The sequence below is a fragment of the Bradyrhizobium sp. Bra78 genome (assembly GCF_024519855.1).
Classification (GTDB): domain Bacteria; phylum Pseudomonadota; class Alphaproteobacteria; order Rhizobiales; family Xanthobacteraceae; genus Bradyrhizobium; species Bradyrhizobium japonicum_G.
The window spans coordinates 37,989-58,693 of the sequence record NZ_JALJRE010000017.1; the positions used below are offsets into that span (position 1 = coordinate 37,989).

Annotated in this window: 19 protein-coding genes and 1 pseudogene; 9 read left to right on the top strand and 11 right to left on the bottom strand. The window is 64.9% G+C overall.

The features are described 5' to 3' along the window. Nucleotides 1-222: 222 nt before the first annotated feature. Nucleotides 223-621, top strand: coding sequence for an SPW repeat protein (locus OC450_RS29775; protein WP_211386335.1), 399 nt, complete (start codon nt 223-225; stop codon nt 619-621). Nucleotides 622-658: 37 nt separating this feature from the next. On the opposite strand, the gene OC450_RS29780 is transcribed toward OC450_RS29775, so the two are convergent. From OC450_RS29780 to OC450_RS29790, 3 genes are all read right to left on the bottom strand, one after another. Then, on the bottom strand, nt 659-934 hold the full coding sequence (locus OC450_RS29780; RefSeq protein WP_211386336.1) for a GNAT family N-acetyltransferase: 276 nt from the start codon (nt 932-934) through the stop codon (nt 659-661). An 11-nt stretch (nt 935-945) separates the two neighbouring features. Continuing rightward, nucleotides 946-1,461, bottom strand: a complete 516-nt coding sequence (locus OC450_RS29785; RefSeq protein WP_211386337.1) for a DUF3828 domain-containing protein — start codon at nt 1,459-1,461, stop codon at nt 946-948. An 89-nt stretch (nt 1,462-1,550) separates the two neighbouring features. Then, nucleotides 1,551-1,910: a hypothetical protein gene (locus tag OC450_RS29790; RefSeq protein ID WP_211386338.1), complete on the bottom strand. Its 360-nt coding sequence runs from the start codon at nt 1,908-1,910 to the stop codon at nt 1,551-1,553. A gap of 94 nt (nt 1,911-2,004) precedes the next feature. Between OC450_RS29790 and OC450_RS29795 the strand changes: the two genes are divergently transcribed. From OC450_RS29795 to OC450_RS29805, 3 genes are all read left to right on the top strand, one after another. Further along, on the top strand, nt 2,005-2,502 hold the full coding sequence (locus tag OC450_RS29795; protein ID WP_211386339.1) for a hypothetical protein: 498 nt from the start codon (nt 2,005-2,007) through the stop codon (nt 2,500-2,502). Nucleotides 2,503-2,607: 105 nt separating this feature from the next. Next, the gene (locus OC450_RS29800) at nt 2,608-4,215 is read left to right on the top strand and encodes an acyl-CoA synthetase (RefSeq protein ID WP_211386340.1); all 1,608 of its coding nucleotides are present in this window, start codon (nt 2,608-2,610) and stop codon (nt 4,213-4,215) included. Between the two features lie 9 nt (nt 4,216-4,224). Further along, nucleotides 4,225-5,085: a DNA-binding protein gene (locus tag OC450_RS29805; RefSeq protein ID WP_262049192.1), complete on the top strand. Its 861-nt coding sequence runs from the start codon at nt 4,225-4,227 to the stop codon at nt 5,083-5,085. Between the two features lie 16 nt (nt 5,086-5,101). Here OC450_RS29805 and OC450_RS29810 read toward each other — a convergent pair. Continuing rightward, nucleotides 5,102-5,392 (bottom strand): annotated as a pseudogene (locus tag OC450_RS29810) (DUF1217 domain-containing protein); the annotation flags it as partial. Nucleotides 5,393-5,506: 114 nt separating this feature from the next. Between OC450_RS29810 and OC450_RS29815 the strand changes: the two are divergent. Together OC450_RS29815 and OC450_RS29820 are read left to right on the top strand one after the other, a co-directional pair. Further along, complete coding sequence (locus tag OC450_RS29815; RefSeq protein ID WP_256806616.1) at nt 5,507-6,088, top strand: SRPBCC family protein; 582 nt, start codon at nt 5,507-5,509, stop codon at nt 6,086-6,088. A 2-nt stretch (nt 6,089-6,090) separates the two neighbouring features. Beyond that, nucleotides 6,091-7,038, top strand: coding sequence for a cytochrome D1 domain-containing protein (locus OC450_RS29820; protein ID WP_262049193.1), 948 nt, complete (start codon nt 6,091-6,093; stop codon nt 7,036-7,038). Between the two features lie 16 nt (nt 7,039-7,054). On the opposite strand, the gene OC450_RS29825 is transcribed toward OC450_RS29820, so the two are convergent. The 6 genes from OC450_RS29825 to OC450_RS29850 form a co-directional block, all read right to left on the bottom strand. Next, nucleotides 7,055-7,975 (bottom strand): nucleoside hydrolase, encoded by a 921-nt coding sequence (locus OC450_RS29825; protein WP_262049194.1) that lies wholly within the window; start codon nt 7,973-7,975, stop codon nt 7,055-7,057. Nucleotides 7,976-8,006: 31 nt separating this feature from the next. Beyond that, a complete protein-coding gene (locus tag OC450_RS29830; protein WP_262049195.1) occupies nt 8,007-8,648 on the bottom strand; it encodes an HAD-IA family hydrolase in 642 nt (213 codons plus the stop codon). A gap of 18 nt (nt 8,649-8,666) precedes the next feature. Continuing rightward, nucleotides 8,667-9,230, bottom strand: coding sequence for a DinB family protein (locus OC450_RS29835; protein ID WP_211386346.1), 564 nt, complete (start codon nt 9,228-9,230; stop codon nt 8,667-8,669). 47 nt (nt 9,231-9,277) lie between these two features. Further along, nucleotides 9,278-12,262 (bottom strand): excinuclease ABC subunit UvrA, encoded by a 2,985-nt coding sequence (uvrA, locus tag OC450_RS29840; RefSeq protein ID WP_256806619.1) that lies wholly within the window; start codon nt 12,260-12,262, stop codon nt 9,278-9,280. A 277-nt stretch (nt 12,263-12,539) separates the two neighbouring features. Beyond that, complete coding sequence (locus OC450_RS29845) at nt 12,540-13,229, bottom strand: outer membrane protein (protein WP_256806620.1); 690 nt, start codon at nt 13,227-13,229, stop codon at nt 12,540-12,542. A gap of 237 nt (nt 13,230-13,466) precedes the next feature. Beyond that, nucleotides 13,467-14,234, bottom strand: a complete 768-nt coding sequence (locus OC450_RS29850) for an outer membrane protein (RefSeq protein WP_211386349.1) — start codon at nt 14,232-14,234, stop codon at nt 13,467-13,469. 458 nt (nt 14,235-14,692) lie between these two features. Here OC450_RS29850 and OC450_RS29855 point away from each other — a divergent pair, with 458 nt between their 5' ends. The 3 genes from OC450_RS29855 to gyrA all read left to right on the top strand — a co-directional run bounded on the left by OC450_RS29855 (nt 14,693) and on the right by gyrA (nt 18,693). Beyond that, nucleotides 14,693-15,190, top strand: coding sequence for a single-stranded DNA-binding protein (locus OC450_RS29855; RefSeq protein ID WP_211386350.1), 498 nt, complete (start codon nt 14,693-14,695; stop codon nt 15,188-15,190). A gap of 200 nt (nt 15,191-15,390) precedes the next feature. Beyond that, entirely contained in the window at nt 15,391-15,789 is a 399-nt protein-coding gene (locus OC450_RS29860) for a DUF2306 domain-containing protein (protein ID WP_211386351.1), read from the top strand. A gap of 168 nt (nt 15,790-15,957) precedes the next feature. Then, nucleotides 15,958-18,693 carry a DNA gyrase subunit A gene (gene gyrA, locus OC450_RS29865; protein ID WP_211386352.1) on the top strand — a complete coding sequence of 912 codons (2,736 nt, stop codon included), beginning with the start codon at nt 15,958-15,960 and terminating at the stop codon, nt 18,691-18,693. A 50-nt stretch (nt 18,694-18,743) separates the two neighbouring features. Here gyrA and OC450_RS29870 read toward each other — a convergent pair whose 3' ends face one another. Continuing rightward, nucleotides 18,744-20,597, bottom strand: a complete 1,854-nt coding sequence (locus OC450_RS29870; RefSeq protein WP_256806912.1) for a potassium transporter Kup — start codon at nt 20,595-20,597, stop codon at nt 18,744-18,746. Nucleotides 20,598-20,705: the final 108 nt, after the last annotated feature.

Below are 20,705 nucleotides of genomic sequence, written 5' to 3' on the forward strand. Positions count from 1 at the left end.
GGGCGCACGGGAGATATCTGCAAACGCGCATCCCTGTGGCCGCAGCGCAATAGGTCTTGTCCCGCAAGAGTCTAATAATTCCCGACATCGCTCTTGCAAGTTCCACGGCGACTCCCACGTCTTTTGGAGGACATACGCCCGAATGCGGCCGGCAGGTCGCCAGACATTCGGTATGTCACGATCGCCAGCCGCAGACGTATGCCTCTGTTGTAGGAGGGTACTATGTCGGACTTTGGTTTCTTGAATACTCATCGAACATGGGAAGATTGGTGCGGGATGCTGCTCGGCGCGCTGATTGTCGTTTCGCCGTGGTTCCCTATCCAGGATCGGTCGCCCATCGCCGGACACGAGATGATGATCCTGAACGCGGTCGCAGTCGGCCTGATCGTGTTTGGCATCAGCCAGCTCGAGTATGTCGCGCTGCAACGCTGGCAAGAGGTGACGACGATCCTGGTCGGATTGTGGCTCATCGCCTCGCCCTATGTCCTCGGCTATTCCGGTGAAGGCTTTGTCCGCATCTACCATACGAGCCTCGGTGCGATGGTGGTGCTGCTCGGCGTGCTCCAGCTCTGGCAGGACTGGGATTTGAATGACCAGGACATGCTCAGGCATGGGCATTAGGCCGTAGGCGAGGCCCGTCATCAGCGGGCCTGCGCGCTCATCGCTCCATCAGGTCCTGATAGTCGGGGTGCTTCTCGATCCACGCCTTCACGAACGGGCATTGCGGGATCAGCTTCAATCCGGCGGCGCGGACCTGGTCGAGCGCGCCTTGCACCAGCTTTGAGCCGACACCCTTGCCGCCGAGCTCCTTCGGCACCTCCGTGTGCTCGAACGTGATGAATTTGCCGTCGAGCTTGTAGTGTTCGGTGGCAAGATAGCCCTCCACCTCCAGCTCGAAGCGGTGATGGTCCCTGTTGTCGATGACGTCGCTCATGGCGTCTCCGGTCAGCTCTTCAGCGAGTCCGTCAGCATCTTGCGGATCGACCAGGCTTCGCCTTCGGACGAGCCCTTGATGTCGTCGATCTTCCAAGTGCTGGCCTCGCGCACGAAGTCGTAACGCACGATCAGGTCGGCCGGTTTCCGGTCGTTGCGGTGGCCGGTGATGGTCACCGCGAACGTCGCCTTGTCGGCCCCCATCTTCTCCGCGTCAACCTTGAATGACTTCACGTCGGGTTCCTGCGAGTTGGTGACGGGATCGAAATCGACCGGTCCGACGTCGCCCTTGGGCGTGTGCGCATCCGCCTTGGCCCACAGCGCGATCAGCGCCTTGGAGAGATATTGGCTCTTGGCCGCCTTGTCCTCGATGATGAAGGCACCGCCGCCATCGCCCTTGCCATTGGCCGCGCGGGTGTAGATCGCGGTCACGATGGCGACGGGATCGCCGGGGGCGGGCATCACGGCGAATGCCGGGGAGGTACTGGCAAGCAGAGAGGCGACGACGAAGGTCCGGCGGGTGAGCATGAAATGTCCCTGGGGTGATGGCGCGCGACGACAGGCCGGCGGCCGGAGTCAGCGCGCATCTGTGTAGACCAATGGAGCGGCCGTTCGGTTCAATCGGTCGCTTTGGCCAGCCGCGCATCCTCGGGCTGCGGCTGCGGGCGGAGGCAGCCCTGGCAGATGACGAGGGAGCGGTTGACCCTCGCGTCCTGCTCGGCCTCGATGCCGTCCTGGGCCTGCCACCATTCCTTCGAATAGGGTTGAAGCCCGGCTTGCGCCCCGTTGCGCTCGGATCGGGCCGCGGTCCGCGCAGGTGCGGAGGCCGCACGCGGCTGATTGGGATTCTCGCCGGCGCCATCCCAGGCATAGCGCGCCGGCTTGAAGGCGGGATCGGACGCCAGATGGGCTTGCGGGCCCACGGCACATCCGGCGAGCGCCAGCGACAACAGGAGGAAGGCGGGCACTTTGACCATGATGCGGCACTCTGTACGCGGAGACTGATCAAGGGTGCGCCGATCATGTTTAAAATTCCCTGAACGATTGCGGCCTCGGCTGCGACCAACGCGAATGCGATATCTCGTCTTCCTGCTCGCTCTCTTCGCCACCGCTGCGCGTGCCGAGGAGGCAAAACCGTTCAACCCCTCCGATTATCCGCCCGGGGTGCAGAAGGCGCTGCACTATGCCAATGAGGAATGCGAGAGCCAGGGCGGCGGCGCGGTGACCTTTGCGGCGGACACGGTGCGCAAGATCGATCTGACCGGCGACGGCCGCGACGACTACGTCGTCGACTTCCGCGACACCAAATGCGGGGAGCGCGAGACCACCTATTGCGGAACCGGCGGCTGCGTCATGACCATCCTGGTGACGCTGCCGGATGGCGGCGTGCGCCCGGTGTTCGACGGCTATGTGCGCAGCTACAAGATCGTGGCGCCGCCGATCAAGCGCGGCGCCGCGCGCACGATCCGATTCGACCTGCATGGCAGCTTCTGCGGCGGCTTTGGCGCGCAGGCCTGCTGGAAAGAGAAGGCCATTACGGCGACGCCGTTCGCATTCAGGCAGCCGTAAGGCAGGTGTGCGGCCGGTGGTCTTGCAGGGGCGCGTTCGATGGCGATAAATGGGCTGCAATGAGCGGGCGGCTCGCGTGCCGTCCGCCGCCCAAGAGGAAGCCCGATGCAGCCCCTGCGCATGTCCCGCCGCGTCATGAATCTCGCTTACATGCTGACCCAGAATGCGCGGCGGCATGGGGCGCGTCCCGGCTTCGTCTGGGGTGACAAATCCTGGACCTGGCGCGAGATCGATGCGCAGGTCTCGGCGCTCGCCGCCGCACTCGCCGCGCGTGGTATCGCCAAGGGCGACCGCATCCTCGTCCATTCCAAGAACGGCGACGAGATGTTTCTCTCGATGTTCGCGGCGTTCCGGCTTGGCGCCGTCTGGGTGCCCACCAATTTCCGCCTGATGCCGGACGAGGTGACCTATCTCGCTCAGGCCTCCGGTGCGAAGGCGTTTCTGTGCCATGTCGATTTTCCCGAGCACGCCGCGGCCGTGAGCGGTGGCGCGCTGGAATTCACCTGGAGCATCGACGGCGAGGCCGCCTTCGGCGAGCGCTCGGTGGCTGATGCCATCGCTTCGCAGGCCGGCAGTACCGTAGAGAACGTTGCGGTCGAGCACGACGATCCCTGCTGGTTCTTCTTCACCTCCGGCACCACCGGCCGCTCCAAGGCTGCGGTGCTGACTCATGGCCAGATGGGCTTTGTCGTCACCAATCATCTTGCCGATCTGACGCCAGGCGTCACCGAAGACGATGCCTCGCTGGTGGTGGCGCCGCTGTCGCATGGCGCCGGCGTGCATCAGCTGGTGCAGGCCGCGCGCGGTGTGCGGACCGTGCTGCTGCCGACCGAGAAGTTCGACATCGACGAGGCGTTCCGCCTGATCGAGACACATCGGGTCGCCAATCTCTTCACCGTGCCGACGATCCTGAAGATGATGGTCGAGCATCCGGCGGTGGACAAATACGATCATTCTTCGCTGCGCCATGTGATCTATGCGGGCGCGCCGATGTATCGCGAGGACCAGAAGGCCGCGCTGAAGAAGCTCGGCAAGGTCATCGTGCAGTATTTCGGTCTCGGCGAGGTCACCGGCAACATCACCGTGCTGCCGGCGGCGCTGCATGATCCCGAGGATGGTCCGCATGCGAAGATCGGCACCTGCGGCTTCGAGCGCACCGGAATGCAGGTCTCGATCCAGGACGACGAGGGCCGCGAACTCGCGGCCAACCAGAGCGGCGAGATCTGCGTGATCGGCCCCGCCGTGCTCGCCGGCTACTACGACAACCCTGAAGCCAATGCGAAGGCGTTCCGCAATGGCTGGTTCCGCACCGGCGATCTCGGCCACATGGACGAGGAGGGGTTCGTCTACATCACCGGCCGCGCCTCCGACATGTACATCTCCGGCGGCTCCAACATCTATCCGCGCGAGATCGAGGAGAAGATCCTGACGCATCCTGCGGTCGGTGAGGTCGCCGTGCTCGGCGTGCCCGATGCGACCTGGGGCGAGGTCGGCGTCGCCGTCTGCGTTGCGCGTGAGGGCGAGAAGCCGGTGAGTGAAGCGGAGATGGCGGCGTTCCTGTTGCCGAAGGTGCCGCGCTACAAGATGCCGAAGCGCTTCTTCTTCTGGGAGGCGTTGCCGAAATCCGGCTATGGCAAGATTCCAAAACGCATGGTGCGCGACGAGCTCGAGGCACGCGGGCTGCTCGACCTCGACAAGACGAAGACGGGCTGAGCGCAGGTCATGCGGAGCATCAAGCAGCCGGGCGCGCCAGTCGCAGAACGCATCCAATGGGTGGAGGCGAGGGGGCGCGCTTTCTCCTTCGCGCTTCAGGCCGGTGTGCCGCTGCTGGAGGCCGCGCGCCGCGGTTTCGCCGCTGAAGGCTTTGCCGGCGGCGTGCTGAACTTCGGTAGCGGCGCGGTCGGGCCGTTCGCTTACGTCATGCCGGCACTGTCGAAGACCGGCGAGAATGCTGCGTTCTACAGCGATACATATCGCCCCGCGGGCCTGACGCGTGTGAAGTTCGGCCGCATGACGCTCGGTATGCGCGACGGCGCGCCGTTCTTTCATTGCCACGGGCTGTGGACCGAGGCGGACGGCAAGCCAGGCGGCGGCCACATGATGCCGGACGAGACTGTTGTAGCAGAACCGTTCGAGGTCGAGGCCTTCGGTCTCGATGGTGCGATGTTCACCGCCGAGCCCGACCCCGAGACCAATTTCAAGCTGTTCGGGCCGGTCGCCTCCGCGAGCACCGGCGCGCGCACGACCAGCCGCGCCTTCGCGCTCCGGCTGCGCCCCAACCAGGATTTTGCCGGCTGCCTCGAAGAGTTCTGCCGCGCGCGCGGCATCGCGCGCGCGAAAATCCACGGCGGCGTCGGCTCGACCGTCGGCGCGCGTTTCATCCATGGCGGCGTGACCGAGCCGTTCGCAACGGAGCTTGCGGTGACGGCCGGGACGATCGCGCCGGGCCCTTCGGGTGCGCTCGAAGCCGCACTGGATGCCGCCCTGATCGACTACACCGGCGGCATTGCGGAGGGCCGTCTGATCCGTGGCGACAATCCCGTGCTGATGACCATGGAGCTGGTGCTCGAGGTGTTGGGCTAGGATCGGCGAGCGGTCATCAGGGGTGAGAACGTAGCTTGGCAATGGCCAGGTACGTAGATTGACTTACCCCTGAGTTCGATCCTTGAAAGAGGTCGAGCAATGGAGATTGGCCCTGATCGGTGCTCTGGCTGTTTCTGACGTCATACATCGCGGAGAAACGGTTCAACAGCTTTGCAACTTTCGCGGGATCGGACAGATCCTTGATCTTCATGAATTTGTCCACGAACTTGGCTTGCTGATCGATCGGCATCGCAGCCATCGAGTCAGGCAGATCGAACGTGGTCCTGAACACCTCCGAAAGAACGCGGGTGCGCGCCCCAACGAGGCCATGAACAGGTCTCCCCTCGGCCGCAAAATGGGCTACGATGATCCCAGCGCGCTTCAAGTCGCGCACGATCAACGAGACGCATGGGGAAACGAGATGAGGGTGACGATTGGACGGCGCACGGTCTTGGCCGCGGTGCTGACTGCCGCGAGTGCGGCGGCTTTGGCGGCGGCGTTTGGCCCGGCTTCTACACCGGCCTGGGCGCATGGGCCGACCCGGCAGAAGGTGCGCGAATCCATCGAGATCAACGCAGCCCCGGCCAAAGTGTGGGCCGCAATCGGCAATTTCCAGGACATGAGCTGGCTCCCGCCGGTCACCAAGACCGAGGGCGAGAAGGGCAACGAGATCGGCGCCACGCGGAAGCTGACGCTGACGGGAGGCGCGACCGTCGACGAGGAGCTCTACAAGTTCGACGCCGCCGCGATGACCTATTCCTACCGGATCACCACCGTCGACGTGAAGGTGCTGCCGGTCACCAATTATTCCTCGACGCTGACGGTGACGCCGAGCGCTGACGGCAAGGGCTCGACCCTGGAATGGGCTGGTGCGTTCTACCGCGGCTTTCCCAACAACGACCCGCCGCCGGAACTGAGCGACGAGGCTGCCAAGACCGCTGTGAGCGGGCTCTACAAGGCCGGCCTCGCGGCGCTGAAGAAGAAGGTCGAGAGCGGAAGCTGACGGTGCGCATCCCGGTCATGGCGGCACTGGCCGCCAGCCTTGCTTGCCTCGGCAGCGCGTTCGCGGAAGAGGCGTTCGTCACCAACCAGCTCAGCGACGATCTGATGGTCGTGGACCTCGCCACGGCACGCAGCGTGGCGACCATCCCGATCGGCGGCAAGCCGGCGGGCGTCGCCGTCAGTGCCGACGGCCGCTTTGCCTATGTCACGAGCCCGGACGCCAAGGCCGTAACTGTGGTGGACGCAGCAACGCGGCAGGTCGCGGGGCGGATCGAGGTCGGCGGCGGGCCGCTCGGCATTGCGGTCGCGCCCGATGGCAAGACGGTCTATGTCGCCGACTGGTACGCCGCGGCGGTGCGTGTGATCGACGCGGCGACGCGCAGCGTCACGGCCAGCATCGCAGTCGGCGCCTCGCCGTCGGGCCTGGCGGTGACACCTGATGGCAAGCTGCTGCTCTCGGCGGACCGCGACGACGACAGCGTCTCGGTCGTGGATACCGCGACGCGCCAACGCAAGGCGACCATCAAGGTCGGCACGCGTCCGTTCGGTGTCACCATCGACGCCGAGGGCAAGCGCGCCTACACCGCCAATGTCGGCTCTGACGACGTCTCCGTGATCGACATCGCGGCAGGTCAGGCGATCGGTCGCGTGCCGGTCGGGATGCGTCCCTATGCGGTGGCGATGGCGCAGGGCCGCGGCTTCGTGACCGACCAGTATGGCGGCACCGTCAGCGTGTTCGACCTGGCGACGCTGAAGCCGATCAAGCGCATCAATGTCGGCGACTATCCCGAAGGCATCAATGCGACCGCAGACGGCAAGCGCATCATCGTCGCCAATTGGGAGAGCAACACGCTTCATATCATCGATGCAGCCGAGCTGAAGGTCGTCGGCGAGGTCAAGGTGGGCGACGGCCCGCGCGCGTTCGGGGCGTTCTTGCGCAGGACGGAGTAGGGGGCGGAGAGGCGACCTACGTCGTCCCGGCGTAGGCCCTCAATTTCAGGAAGAAGTCCCTCAGGATGGGGTTGCGATCCACATAGGTCACGTAGCGGATCGCATGCCGGCTGCGATCGACGCTCCAGGTCATCTGCTCCGTCAGGACCGGCGCCGGGATGATCACGCTCGGCGCCCACACGGGGTTCAGCAGCCATCCGACCGGCGCCATGTCCCAGATCTCCTTCGCCCAACCCAGATGGTCGGACGAATATTCCTTGAAGCGCATGGCGAGGAACGCGCCGATGCTGCCGTGCGGTTCGACGTAACGCTCGATCTCCGGCACTGTCGAGTGAAGGTGCGAGGTGACGCCCTTGCACGGCACCAGAACCAGCGGCACGCCGCTGTCGAGCAGCACCTGGGCGCCGCCGACGTCCTGCTTGAGGTTGAACTCGATCGTGTGCGGCCATTCCAGCGCATGGCCGCCGAGCCACACGACGACGATGCGGTCGATGATATCGGGGGCTTTGAGAAGCGCAGAGGCGACGTTGCTGATGGCGCCAATGGCGATGACGTAGAGCGGATGGTCCGGCGAGCCCGCGCGCGCCCGGGCCACGAGGTCGTCGACGGCAGGCGCCTCGCGCGCGGCCTTGCCGGGCCCGACATAGGCGGTGACGCCGCGATGAACCAGGCCCTCGGCTGCGATGTTCAGACGCTCCAGCAAGCGCAGGATTTCCTGATAGCTCAGCTCCATGCCGTGGCCGGGGCTGTCCGCGCGCGCGTTCAAGAACGGCGCGGCATAGATCGCCTCGACGTCGAAGCGATCCTTCGACAGCAGCATTTGAACCAGCGCAAACTGATCGTCGATCTCGTTGTAGGTGTCGGTGTCGAGCACGACGCGGATCCGGCCGACCGGCGGCTCCAGCAGCTTGAGGCGGGCTGCATCCGTGAGTGTCATCGGCGTCTCCCTGGATGGGCGGATGCCGGGCTCAGGCCTTCAACGGCATCCGGCAGACCGCGTCCGCGATCTCATCCATGTGCGCGAAGATGCGATCGGGCGCAAGCGCCCGCAGCGCGGCCGGTGCCGCATAGCCCCAGCACACCGCGCCACAGGCGATGCCGACGGCCCGCGCCGCCTCAATGTCGCGCACCTCGTCGCCGATCGAAATCACGTGAGCGGGGTCCACGCCGGCGCGGCGGATGACCCGGCGGAATTTCGTGGGCTTGCCGAAGATCGATGCCGCGCAATCGAAATGCGCGAACAGCGCCGCGGCCTCGCCGAGCTTCTCGCGCGCATTGGCTTCGCTGTCCGATGTCACCAGCGCCAGCTGCACGCCGCGCTCGGCCAGCGTCCGCAGCATCGCCTCGACGCCCGCGAACAGCGAGATCTCCGCAGCCGCCTCCGCCTTCAGCCGCCGCGCATATCGCGCGATCGCCGGCAGCTTCCACAGCGGCACCTCGAGCCGGCTGAGGATCTCCCGCGTCGAGGCATGCCGCAGCCCCTCGACGTCCTCATCGGCCACGCGCCGAAAGCCAAAGCGATCGGCGACGTCGTTGATTGTGCGCAGGAACCACGGAAAGCTGTCGGCGAGGGTACCGTCGAGATCGAAGATGGCGAGGGCGTAGGGCATGGGGAAGAAATTACACCGCTAGGATTTCCACACGGTCTCCTCGGTCCATCCGAGCTCGTCGAACTCGGCGGCCCTGAGCGGTGCTTCTCCCTCGGCAAAGAATTCGTCGAGCTGAGGCGGCGGGACACTTGTTGCAGAGAGCATCGCGTGCGCCTGTCCGCGGTGATGAATTTGATGCTGAAACAGATGCATGAGCAGTCGGTCGCGACGTTCGGTCTGGACGCGCGTGTCGCGGTTGATCCGCACAATGCCGTCGAGAAGTTCGGGTGTCAGCGCATCGCAGACGGCGAGCAAACGCTTGTCCATTTCGGCTTGGGCAGGTTTCAGCTCAGAGAGTGAGGGGTACGGAATCTGGTTCTTCCAGGCCGCAGGCCCGAGCCATCCGCCCTCCAGTGCATCGACATAGAAGAGGTCGATGACATGGATGTGGTTCAGTGTGCGTTGCAGGCTCGGAAAGAAGCCGGTCCGCTCGGCTTCGAAGTCGGTCTGAGACAGCGCAGCACAAGCGGTGAGCAGCCGGTGGTTGGCCCAAGCATTATTGTGGGCGAACGCACTGTAGGTTTGCACAAGTCCGGCAGGCAAACTCCGTCTCCCTCAGACAATGTGTCGGCACGCTCCCGGTACGTAACCTATTCGGCCGCCTCGCTCGCCGCGCGCCGCCGCTTCGGCTTCCGCGCCTTCTCCAGCACCGGCGCCAGGAATTTGCCGGTGTAGCTCCGCGGCGCCTTGGCGATGTCTTCCGGCGGGCCCCAGGCGACGATTTCGCCGCCGCCGTCGCCGCCTTCCGGGCCGAGGTCGATGACCCAGTCGGCGGTCTTGATGACTTCGAGATTGTGCTCGATGACGACGACCGTGTTGCCCTGCGCGACCAGCTCGTGCAGCACCTCCAGCAGTTTCTTGACGTCGTGGAAGTGCAGGCCAGTGGTCGGCTCGTCCAGGATGTAGAGCGTGCGGCCGGTGGCGCGCTTGGACAGTTCTTTCGCGAGCTTGACGCGCTGGGCTTCACCGCCCGACAGGGTCGTGGCCTGCTGGCCGACATGGATGTAGTCGAGGCCGACGCGGTGCAGGGTCTGGAAGGTCTCGCGCACGCGCGGCACCGCCTTGAAGAAGTCTGCGGCCTCCTCGACGGTCATGTCGAGCACGTCGGCGATGCTCTTGCCCTTGAACAGGACTTCGAGCGTCTCGCGATTGTAGCGCTTGCCCTTGCAGACGTCGCAGGTGACGTAGACGTCGGGCAGGAAGTGCATCTCGATCTTGATGACGCCATCGCCCTGGCAGGCCTCGCAGCGGCCACCCTTGACGTTGAAGGAGAAGCGGCCGGGCTCGTAGCCGCGCGCCTTGGATTCGGGGAGGCCTGCGAACCATTCGCGGATCGGCGTGAAGGCGCCGGTGTAGGTCGCCGGATTCGAGCGCGGGGTGCGGCCGATCGGCGACTGGTCGATGTCGATGATCTTGTCGATGTGCTCCAGGCCCTCGATGCGGTCGTGCGGAGCTGCGCCTTCGCTGGCGTTGTTCAGCTTGCGGGCGATCGCCTTGTAGAGCGTGTCGATCAGCAGCGTCGACTTGCCGCCGCCGGAGACGCCGGTGACGCAGGTAAACAGGCCGAGCGGGATTTCGGCCGTGACGTTCTTGAGGTTATTGCCGCGCGCGTTGACCACCTTGATGGTGCGGCGATGGTTCGGTGGGCGCCGCTCCGGCACCTCGACCTCGAGCTCGCCGGTGAGGTACTTGCCGGTCAGCGATTTCGGGTTTCGCATGATCTCGGCGGGCGTGCCTTCGGCGACGATGTTGCCGCCATGCATGCCGGCGCCCGGGCCGATGTCGAGCACGTAGTCGGCCAGCAGGATCGCGTCCTCGTCATGCTCGACCACGATCACGGTGTTGCCGAGGTCGCGCAGGCGCTTGAGGGTGTCGAGCAGGCGCGCGTTGTCGCGCTGGTGCAGGCCGATCGAGGGCTCGTCGAGCACGTAGAGCACGCCGGTCAGGCCCGAGCCGATTTGCGAGGCGAGGCGGATGCGCTGGCTCTCGCCGCCGGACAGCGTGCCGGAGGAGCGGGACAGGGTGAGATAGTTGAGGCCGACGTCGAGCAGGAAGGTGAGTCGCTCGCGGATCTCCTTGAGGATGCGGCCGGCGATCTCGTTCTGCTGCGTGTTCAGCGCCTCCGGCACGGTCTCGAACCATGCACCGGCGCCTTTGACGGACAGCTCCGAGATGTCGCCGATATGCTTGCCGCCGATCTTGACGCAGAGCGCCTCGGGCTTGAGCCGGAAACCGTTGCAGCCGCCGCAGGGCACGTCGTGGAAATATTTCGCCAGCTCCTCGCGCGCCCACTCGCTCTCGGTCTCGCGGTAGCGGCGGTCGATGTTGGTGATGACGCCCTCGAACGGCTTCTTGGTGTCGTAGGAGCGGACCCCGTCCTCGTAGGAGAACTTGATCTCGTCCTCGCCGGAGCCATGCAGGATCGCGTTCTGCGTCTTCTTGGGCAGATCCTTCCATTTGGTGGTCAGCGTGAACTTGTAGTGCTTGCCGAGCGCCGTCAGCGTCTGCGTGTAGTAGGGCGACGACGATTTGGCCCAGGGCGCGATCGCGCCCTTGCCGATCGCGAGCTCCTTGTCGGGGATGACGAGGTCTTCGTCGACATGCTGCTCGACGCCGAGGCCGCCGCAGGCAGGACAGGCGCCGTAGGGGTTGTTGAAGGAGAACAGGCGCGGCTCGATCTCGGGGATGGTGAAACCCGAGACCGGGCAGGCGAACTTTTCCGAGAACAGGATGCGCTCTGGCCCGCTCTTGTCGTGAATCTTCGCGGTCTTCTTTTTCTCTTTCTCTTCCGCGGGAGCGGCCGCCGGCGCGTCGGCGAACTCGACGACGGCAAGGCCTTCGGCCAGCTTCAGCGCGGTCTCGAAGCTCTCGGCGAGGCGCTGGCCGATGTCGGCGCGCACCACGATGCGGTCGACGACGACGTCGATGTCGTGCGGGAACTTCTTGTCCAGCGTCGGCGCTTCCGCCAGTTCATGGAAGGTGCCGTCGATCTTGACGCGCTGAAAGCCCTTCTTGAGCCATTCGGCGAGCTCTTTCCTGTACTCGCCCTTGCGGCCGCGCACGACAGGCGCGAGCAGGTAGAGGCGGGTGCCTTCCGGCAGCGCCAGCACGCGGTCGACCATCTGGGAGACGGTCTGGCTTTCGATCGGAAGGCCCGTGGCCGGCGAATAGGGCACGCCGACGCGGGCCCAGAGCAGGCGCATGTAGTCGTAGATCTCGGTGACGGTGCCGACGGTCGAGCGCGGGTTCTTCGACGTCGTCTTCTGCTCGATCGAGATTGCCGGCGACAGGCCATCGATCTGGTCGACATCAGGCTTCTGCATCATTTCCAGGAACTGGCGCGCATAGGCCGACAGCGATTCGACGTAGCGGCGCTGGCCCTCGGCGTAGATGGTGTCGAATGCGAGCGAGGACTTGCCGGAGCCCGAGAGACCGGTGAACACCACGAGCTTGTCGCGGGGAATCTCGACGTCGACGTTCTTGAGGTTGTGCTCGCGCGCGCCACGGATCGTAATTGCGCGCAGGTGTGATCCCGCGTTCTGTTGTTGGCGCTTCGCCTTGATCACTTCATCCATCCTGGTGGTCCTCAAGGAATCCCAAAGGCGCGCGATCGCGCCAACGTTGAAGGCGCGCTTCGCCCGGAACCGGGATCGGCGCCGATGGGTATGTCAGCGAACGTAGGAAGAACGAGCACGGATTTCCAGTGGGACTTGCGAATCGTCAACGGATTGTTGGCGCGCTGGCGGCATCTGGCAGGAGCACGTGCGCGGAACTGCGCGGGGACCGGCCGGTCAAACAAAAAGGCCGGCGCAAGGCCGGCCTTTCGTAACACGATGGCGTTGGAGGCGAAGATCAGTACTTCGCGACCACCGGGCCCCCGAAGTGATAGTTCACGCCGACCTGCACGGTGTGGAAGTTGAGCGTGCCGGTGGGCAGGGCGCCCGAGAAGTAGCTCTCGCCGCCGAGGCTGCGATAGAGGTACTCGCCCTTGACCGACCACTGCGGCGCGAAGAATGCTTCGATGCCCGCACCGACGGTCCAGCCGGAGTGCCACTTGCTGTCCGAAGCGGTCACGCCGAGCGCGGAGAGGGTGATCTTGTTGTCGATCCAGGCGTAACCACCGGTGCCGTAGAACAGGACGTTGTTGACGGCCCAGCCGAGGCGGCCGCGCACGGTGCCCATCGCGTCGGTCTTCGAGGTCGCGGTTGCGGTCACGACGCCGAAGCCGGGAACGACGGTGGCGCCGGTCGCGGTGGCGCTGACGTCAGCCCAGGCGCCATCGGCCTCGACGCCGAACACTACGTTGCCGGTCTGCCAGTTGTAGCCGGCGGTGCCGCCGACGAAGCCACCCTTCATCTTCGGGTCGCCGGAAGCGTTTTCCCAGGCGCCGCCGCCGACGATACCGAGGTAGAAGCCGGTCCAGTTGTAGACCGAAGCCATAGCCACCGGGGCCTTGGTGTAGGGGCGAGCCGCCAGATCAGCGGCCGAAGCCGGAGCGGCAAGTGCGAACAAACAGGCCGAAGCCAACAAAACCTTCTTCATTTTCGATCTAATCCCAGTCCCAGTTTCTGTTTGTGCCTTCCACGATCGGGAAGGGGTATCGGACGCTCTCGTCCAACTGATGTCGTGCTTACACCAGCAAAGCCGCAAGTTGTGTGTCCCATCAGCCACAGCAGCCTGAAAATGTAGCAAGTGCTGACCTATTGTTCCTCAAGGGGAACAGAAACGAAAAGGCCGGCGCGAGGCCGGCCTTCAAGTCTTTGAATGATATCAGTAGGTTCAGTACCTCGCGACGATCGGGCCACCCCAGCGATAGTTCAAGCGGATGAGGCCGATATCGACGTCCTGGCTGATGCGATCTGAGCGTGTGGCAGCGCCAAGCGGCGCGAACAGGAAATTGCCGGAGCCGGTGAAGCCGATGGTGCGGTTACCGAGGAAGATGTGGTCGTACTCGAAGCCCACGGTCCAGTTCGGTGCGAAGCCTACCTCGATGCCTGCGCCCACGGTGCCGCCCCAGCGGGTCTCGTCGGCCCGGTCGACCTCGAGGCCGGAGACGACGTCGAAGCTGCGGTAGCGGTCGCCGACGACGGCGCCGCCGCCCTTGACGTAGAGCAGGACGTTGTTCCAGGCATAGCCGACCTGGCCGGTGATCAGGCCGAAGGCGTTGATCTTTGAACGATCGCGCAGGCCGGTGATCGCGCTGATGTTGTCACCCGAGAAGTCGGCCCAGTTGCCCTGGCCCTCGAGGCCGAACACCCAATTGGCCGACTGCCAGCGGTAGCCGACCTGGCCACCGGCAGTGCCGCCGACCGCGTTGTGGCAGCCTTCGCCGACGAAAACGCCACCGCCGACATCGCCGTCCCAGCACTTGTGGCTGGTGCCACCGCCGCCGTTGAAGCCGATGTAGAAGCCGCTCCAGTCGTAGATGGCGGCGACCATCGGCGCCGGAGCCTTGGTGTAGGGACGCGCGGCCATGTCCGCCGCGCTGGCGGGAGCCGACAGGCTCAACGCCACTGCACCGATTGCACCAATCAGGATCTTATTCATTGCAAGTTTCCCCAGGTTCGTCCGCTTCTTGAAATCCCCGAAGCGGTTTGATCAGGCGCGAGGCCCAAATGCATTAATTCCAAGGCAAGCCTAGTCCGAGCGAGGGACAGAGTCCGTCGCCGAAATGCCACAGTCGCAGATCGGCGGAGCCGCGATAACTTGCTGAATGTTAAGTTGTTTTGCTCTTTTCAGGGAACCCGAAAAAGTTCCATGTTTGCGCCTGCCTTCCGCAGGACGCTGGCCGCTCAAGGCCGCCCCTTCGGCTCCGTCATTTGCAAGAACAAATCTGGAACAAACCGGAGGTCGATGCTATATGTGGGGATAACCTGAGGGGTGGCGCGGTGATCGGCGTCCGCAAGCGTCCGGCGAGCGTATAGGGTCGCCTCAACAGGGGCAGCGGAACGCGGGGAGCGGGCCGGCCTTTTTAAATTCAGTGGCATTCGGAGTGGAGAGCGGCGATGGCGGGAAGCGTCAACAAGGTCATTCTGGTTGGAAATCTCGGCAAGGATCCTGAAATCCGCCGCACCCAGGACGGGCGGCCGATCGCGAATTTGAGCATCGCCACCTCGGAGACCTGGCGCGACAAGAACAGCGGCGAGCGCAAGGAAAAGACCGAGTGGCATCGCGTGGTGATCTTCAATGAAGGGCTGTGCAAGGTCGCCGAGCAGTACCTGAAGAAGGGCGCCAAGGTTTACATCGAGGGCGCGCTCCAGACCCGCAAATGGACCGACCAGGCGGGCGTCGAGAAGTACTCCACCGAGGTCGTGCTCCAGGGCTTCAACTCGACCCTGACGATGCTCGATGGCCGCAGTGGCGGCGCGGGAGGCGGCAGCTTCGGCGATGAGCCGGCCGGCGATTTCGGCTCCTCCGGTCCAGTCAGCAGCGCACCGCGCCGTCCCGTTGCCGCTGGCGGCGGTGGCCGCAACAGCGACATGGACGACGATATCCCGTTCTGAGCGGCGGGGCGCTTCGTCCTTAACGTCGCCTTGCTCGCGTGATGCGGCAGGATTTCTTACCAATTTGCGGGTAAGGCTCGGGTTTCCCGGGCTTGCCTCATGTGCTGCTTCAAGCTTTTGACGGGCAGTCATGTGAATGGTATTAACTTGATGTTAATCCTGTTTACATGGCTCGCGCCTCTAACGGGGGAAGCCTCGCAATGAGCCTTGCGCCGCTGCTTGAGGCTGCTCCGGCCATTCCGTTGCACGCATTTGCCGCGATGGCGGCCTTTCTGCTGGGCCTGGTCCAGTTCGCGGCTCCCAAGGGCACGTTGCCGCACCGGACGATCGGGTGGATCTGGGTCGCGCTGATGGCGGTGGTGGCTGCATCGTCGTTCTGGATCCACCAGATCCGCCTGGTCGGGCCGTTCAGTCCGATCCACCTGTTGTCGATCTTCACGTTGGTGATGCTTCCGCTGGCGGTGTGGCGGGCGCGCACCCATCGCGTTGCCGATCACCGGCGCATCATGATCCTCGTCTTCGCGGGCGCGCTGGTTGTGGCGGGCCTGTTCACGCTGGTGCCCGGACGCATCATGCATCGGGTGATTTTCGGCGCGTAAGAGGGCGGCTCCCGGCGGCGCATCCGGCCCCGTTCAAGGTGGTGGCGCGGAGCACGTAAGTCTCTGGAAAAACAGTCGGAAAAAGCGCTTCCCTTGACCCCCGCGAGGGTGGTTATCAGGGGCCTGATGCGCTATATGATTCCCAGATAAACCTCATCGGATTCCCCCTTGGCTGACGACGACGACAACAAGCCCGGCGACCAGCCGGCGCAACCCTCGGACATTCGCCCCGTCTCCATCTTCGAGGAGATGAAGAAGTCCTATCTCGACTACGCCATGAGCGTGATCGTGGCACGCGCGCTGCCTGACGCCCGCGACGGCTTGAAGCCTGTGCACCGCCGCATCCTGTACTCGATGCACGAGCAGGGGCACACGCCGGACAAGAAGTACGTCAAGTCGGCGCGTGTGGTCGGCGACGTCATCGGTAAGTATCACCCGCACGGCGACCAGTCGATCTACGACGCCATGGTCCGGATGGCGCAGGACTTCTCGATGCGCGTGCCGCTGATCGACGGCCAGGGCAATTTCGGTTCGGTCGACGGCGATCCCCCGGCCGCCTATCGTTACACCGAAGCGCGGCTGACCAAGTCGGCGCTGGCCCTGCTGGCCGATATCGACAAGGACACCGTCGACTTCCAGCCGAACTACGACAACAACGAGACCGAACCGTCGGTTCTTCCGGCCAAGTTCCCGAACCTTCTCGTCAACGGCGCGGGCGGCATCGCCGTCGGCATGGCGACCAACATCCCGCCGCACAATCTCGGCGAGGTCATCGATGCCTGCGTGGCGCTGATCGACAATCCCGCGCTCACCATCGACGAGCTGATCAACATCGTTCCCGGCCCGGATTTTCCAACCGGCGGCATCATTCTCGGACGGGCGGGTATCCGCGCCGGCTACCATCTGGGCCGCGGCTCGGTGGTGATGCGCGGCAAGGTCACGATCGACACCATCCGCAAGGAGCGCGAGGCGCTCATCGTCACCGAGATTCCTTACCAGGTGAACAAGGCGACGATGGTCGAGCGCATCGCCGAACTGGTCAAGGAGAAGAAGATCGAGGGCATCGCCGACCTGCGCGATGAATCCGACCGCGACGGCTTCCGCGTCGTCATCGAGCTGAAACGCGACGCCGTGCCCGACGTGGTGCTGAACCAGCTCTACAGATTTACGCCGCTGCAGACGAGCTTCGGCGTCAACATGGTTGCGCTCGACAGCGGCCGTCCGCGGATCATGCATCTGAAGGACCTGCTCGCCATCTTTGTCGACTTCCGCGAGCGGGTCGTCACGCGTCGCACCAAGTTCCTTCTCGCCAAGGCGCGCGACCGCGCCCATATCCTGGTCGGCCTCGCGATCGCAGTCGCCAATATCGATGAGATGATCCGCGTCATCCGCACCTCGCCCGACCCGACCACCGCGCGCGATACCCTGATGTCGCGCGACTGGCCGGCCCGTGACGTCGAGGACATGCTGACCCTGATCGACGACCCGCGCCATCGCATCAGCGAGGCCGGCACGATCCGGCTCTCGATGGAGCAGGCGAGGGCCATTCTCGATCTGCGTTTGCAGCGCCTCACAGCACTCGGCCGCGACGAGATCCGCGACGAGCTCGACACGCTCGCCGGCGAGATTGCCGATTATCTCGACATCCTGCGCTCACGCGCGCGCGTGCTCGACATCGTCAAGACCGAGCTTGCCGACGTGAAGGCCGAGTTTGCCACCCCGCGCCGCACCGTGATCATCGAGCAGGAAGGCGAGGTCGAGGACGAGGACCTGATCCAGCGCGAGGACATGGTCGTCACCGTGTCACATGCCGGTTACGTCAAGCGCGTGCCGCTGTCGGCCTACCGGGCCCAGCGCCGCGGCGGCAAGGGCCGCGCCGGCATGCAGACCCGCGACGAGGATTTCGTCAGCCGGCTGTTCGTGGCCTCCACGCATACGCCGGTGCTGTTCTTCTCGTCGCGCGGCCAGGTCTACAAGGAGAAGGTCTGGCGCCTGCCGATGGCGGCGCCCAACGCGCGCGGCAAGGCTCTGATCAACATCCTGCCGCTGGAGCAGGGCGAGCGCATCACCACCATCATGCCGCTGCCGGAGGACGAGTCCACCTGGGGCAACCTCGACGTGATGTTCGCGACCACCGGCGGCAATGTCCGCCGCAACAAGCTGTCCGACTTCGTCGACGTCCGCCGCTCCGGCATCATCGCGATGAAGCTCGACGACAATGAAGCCATCGTCGACGTGCAGATCTGCACCGAGCGCGACGACGTGCTGCTGACCGGCGCCGCCGGCCAGTGCATCCGCTTCCCCGTCACCGATGTCCGCGTGTTCACCGGGCGCACCTCGATGGGCGTGCGCGGCATTGCGCTCGGCGAGGGCGACAAGGTGATCTCGCTGGCGATCCTGCGCCATGTCGAGACCTCTTCGGACGAGCGCTCGGCGTACCTGAAGATGCGCCGTGCGGTCGCCGGAGAAGCCGTGGCCGAGGAGCCTGCAGCGGACGCCGAGGCGGAGGAAACTTCGGGCAGCTTCCAGCTGGCCCAGGAACGCTACATCGAGATGTCGGCGCAGGAGCAGGTCGTCCTGACTGTCTCCGTCAACGGCTTCGGCAAGCGGACCTCATCCTACGAATACCGCACCACGGGCCGCGGCGGCAAAGGCATCGTCGCCATGAGCGTCAACAACCGCAACGGCAATCTGGTCGCGTCCTTCCCCGTCGAAGATGCTGATCAAATCATGCTGGTCACCGACAAGGGCCAGCTGATCCGCTGCCCGGTCGAAGGCATCCGCATCGCCGGCCGCTCGACGCAGGGCGTGATCGTGTTCGACACCGCCGAAGACGAGCACGTCGTCTCGGTCGAGCACATCACGGAAGAGGCCGAGAACGGGAACGGGACGAATGGGGAATAGCGAGTGGCGAATAGGGTGTACAACTCCAATCGCTATTCGCCACTCACCCTTTAAATCTCCAGCTCCGTGCCGAACTCCACCACCTGCTTGGTCGGCACGCCGAAGAACGCGGCCGAGCGCTCGGCGTTGCGTTGTAGGAAGGCGAACACGGTTTCGCGCCAGACCCACATGCCCGGCACGTCCTCGCGCGGGATGATGGTCTCGCGGCCGACGTAATAGGTGATGTCGGAGAGGTCGATGCCGGGCAGCTTGCCCTGCCGGCAGGTCAGCGTCAGCCCCTCATAGATCGTCGGGTTCTGCATGAAGCCGTAATGCAGGATGATGCGGGTGATGCCGGGGATGATCTCGATCACCTCCGCGCGCTCCTCGTCCGTGATGTGCGGGGATTCCTCGATCAGCACGGTGGCGAGGAGCACGCGCTCGTGCAGCACGTGGTTGTGCTTGACGAACTGGGTCAGCGCGAGCGGCACGCCGCGCGGCGCGGAGGCCAGGAACACCGCCGTTCCCGGCAACCGGGTGTGGCACTTGTTGACCGCGGTCTCGATCAGATCCTCCTCGGGCTGGCGCAGCTTCGCGCGCGCGGCCTCGACCAGCTTCACGCCGGCGCGCCAGGTCAGCATCAGGAAGGCGACGAAGGCCGCGAGCAGCAGCGGAAACCAGCCGCCCTCGAACAGCTTGATCGAATTGGCCGAGAAGAAGATCACGTCGATCACGAAGAAGAATCCGTTCACGGCAACCACGAGCCACGGCGAATAGCCCCACTGGATCGCGACCAGTGCCGCAAGCAGCGTGGTGATCGCCATCAGCAGCGACACCGCGATGCCATAAGCGCCGGCGAGCGCGTCCGACGTGCCGAAGCTGAGGACCGCACCCAACGTCGCGGCGGCGAGCAGCCAGTTCACCAGGGGCACGTAGATCTGGCCGATCGCATCGCTCGTGGTGTGACGGATCTGCATGCGCGGCAGGAAGCCGAGCTGGATCGACTGCTGGGTCAGCGAGAACACGCCGGAGATGATCGCCTGCGAGGCGATCACGGTCGCAACAGCCGAAAACGCGACCAGCGGATAGTGCAGGGCGTCGGGGCAGAGCTGGAAGAACGGATTCTCGATCATCGTGGGGTCGGTGATCAGCAGCGCGGCCTGGCCGAAATAGTTCAGCACCAGCGCGGGCAGGCAGATCGCGAACCAGGCCAGCCGGATCGGCAGGCGACCGAAATGCCCCATGTCGGCATACATGGCCTCACCGCCGGTCACCGCGAGAAAGGCGGCTCCGAGGATTGCAAAGGAGACATGGAAATCCTGGTGGATCAGGAAGTCGAAGGCATAGAGCGGGCTGAGCGCGGCCAGCACCGCCGGCGCCTTGACGATGCCGTGGATGCCGAGCACGGCGAGCACCACGAACCAGGCCAGCATCACCGGTCCGAAGATGCGGCCGATGAATCCGGTGCCCTGCTTCTGCATCATGAACAGGCCGATCAGGATGGCCACCGTGATGGGTACCACCACAGGCGCGAGCGAGGGCGCGTCGACCTTGAGGCCCTCGATGGCGCTGAGCACCGAGATCGCAGGGGTAATGGCGCCGTCGCCATAGAGCAGCGCGGCGCCAACGAGGCCGACTACCAAAAGATGTGCGCGCCATGTCCCCGGCAGGGCATTGCGGGCATGCAGCAGCGCCAGCAGCGCCACGATGCCGCCTTCGCCGCGGTTGTCCGCGCGCAGGATCAGGAGCGCATATTTCAGCGAGATGATCAGCAAGAGTGCCCAGAGGATGAGCGATGCGATCCCCAGCACGGCGTCGGGAGCGAGAGCAGCGCCATGGGCCGCCGCCTTGGCTGCTTCCTTCAGGGCGTAGAGGGGGCTGGTGCCAATATCGCCATAGACCACCCCAAGGGCGCCCATGGTCATCGCAATCGGCAGAGGCGCGGGATGGTGGCCGGAAGCGACTGCGGGCGTACTGGACACGGTCGACCCCCCGATGGGTTCACGCCCGGCGGGCCATTCCGCAGGGCGCGA

Coding starts and splice junctions, on each gene's coding strand:
- OC450_RS29775 (WP_211386335.1), top strand. CDS start 223: ATGTCGGACTTTGGTTTCTTGAATACTCATCGAACATGGGAAGATTGG.
- OC450_RS29860 (WP_211386351.1), top strand. CDS start 15,391: ATGAGCCTTGCGCCGCTGCTTGAGGCTGCTCCGGCCATTCCGTTGCAC.
- OC450_RS29800 (WP_211386340.1), top strand. CDS start 2,608: ATGCAGCCCCTGCGCATGTCCCGCCGCGTCATGAATCTCGCTTACATG.
- OC450_RS29845 (WP_256806620.1), bottom strand. CDS start 13,229: ATGAAGAAGGTTTTGTTGGCTTCGGCCTGTTTGTTCGCACTTGCCGCT.
- OC450_RS29825 (WP_262049194.1), bottom strand. CDS start 7,975: ATGACACTCACGGATGCAGCCCGCCTCAAGCTGCTGGAGCCGCCGGTC.
- uvrA (WP_256806619.1), bottom strand. CDS start 12,262: ATGGATGAAGTGATCAAGGCGAAGCGCCAACAACAGAACGCGGGATCA.
- OC450_RS29850 (WP_211386349.1), bottom strand. CDS start 14,234: ATGAATAAGATCCTGATTGGTGCAATCGGTGCAGTGGCGTTGAGCCTG.
- OC450_RS29815 (WP_256806616.1), top strand. CDS start 5,507: ATGAGGGTGACGATTGGACGGCGCACGGTCTTGGCCGCGGTGCTGACT.
- OC450_RS29795 (WP_211386339.1), top strand. CDS start 2,005: ATGCGATATCTCGTCTTCCTGCTCGCTCTCTTCGCCACCGCTGCGCGT.
- OC450_RS29780 (WP_211386336.1), bottom strand. CDS start 934: ATGAGCGACGTCATCGACAACAGGGACCATCACCGCTTCGAGCTGGAG.
- OC450_RS29785 (WP_211386337.1), bottom strand. CDS start 1,461: ATGCTCACCCGCCGGACCTTCGTCGTCGCCTCTCTGCTTGCCAGTACC.
- OC450_RS29805 (WP_262049192.1), top strand. CDS start 4,225: ATGCGGAGCATCAAGCAGCCGGGCGCGCCAGTCGCAGAACGCATCCAA.
- OC450_RS29855 (WP_211386350.1), top strand. CDS start 14,693: ATGGCGGGAAGCGTCAACAAGGTCATTCTGGTTGGAAATCTCGGCAAG.
- OC450_RS29830 (WP_262049195.1), bottom strand. CDS start 8,648: ATGCCCTACGCCCTCGCCATCTTCGATCTCGACGGTACCCTCGCCGAC.
- OC450_RS29870 (WP_256806912.1), bottom strand. CDS start 20,597: ATGACCATGGGCGCCCTTGGGGTGGTCTATGGCGATATTGGCACCAGC.
- OC450_RS29790 (WP_211386338.1), bottom strand. CDS start 1,910: ATGGTCAAAGTGCCCGCCTTCCTCCTGTTGTCGCTGGCGCTCGCCGGA.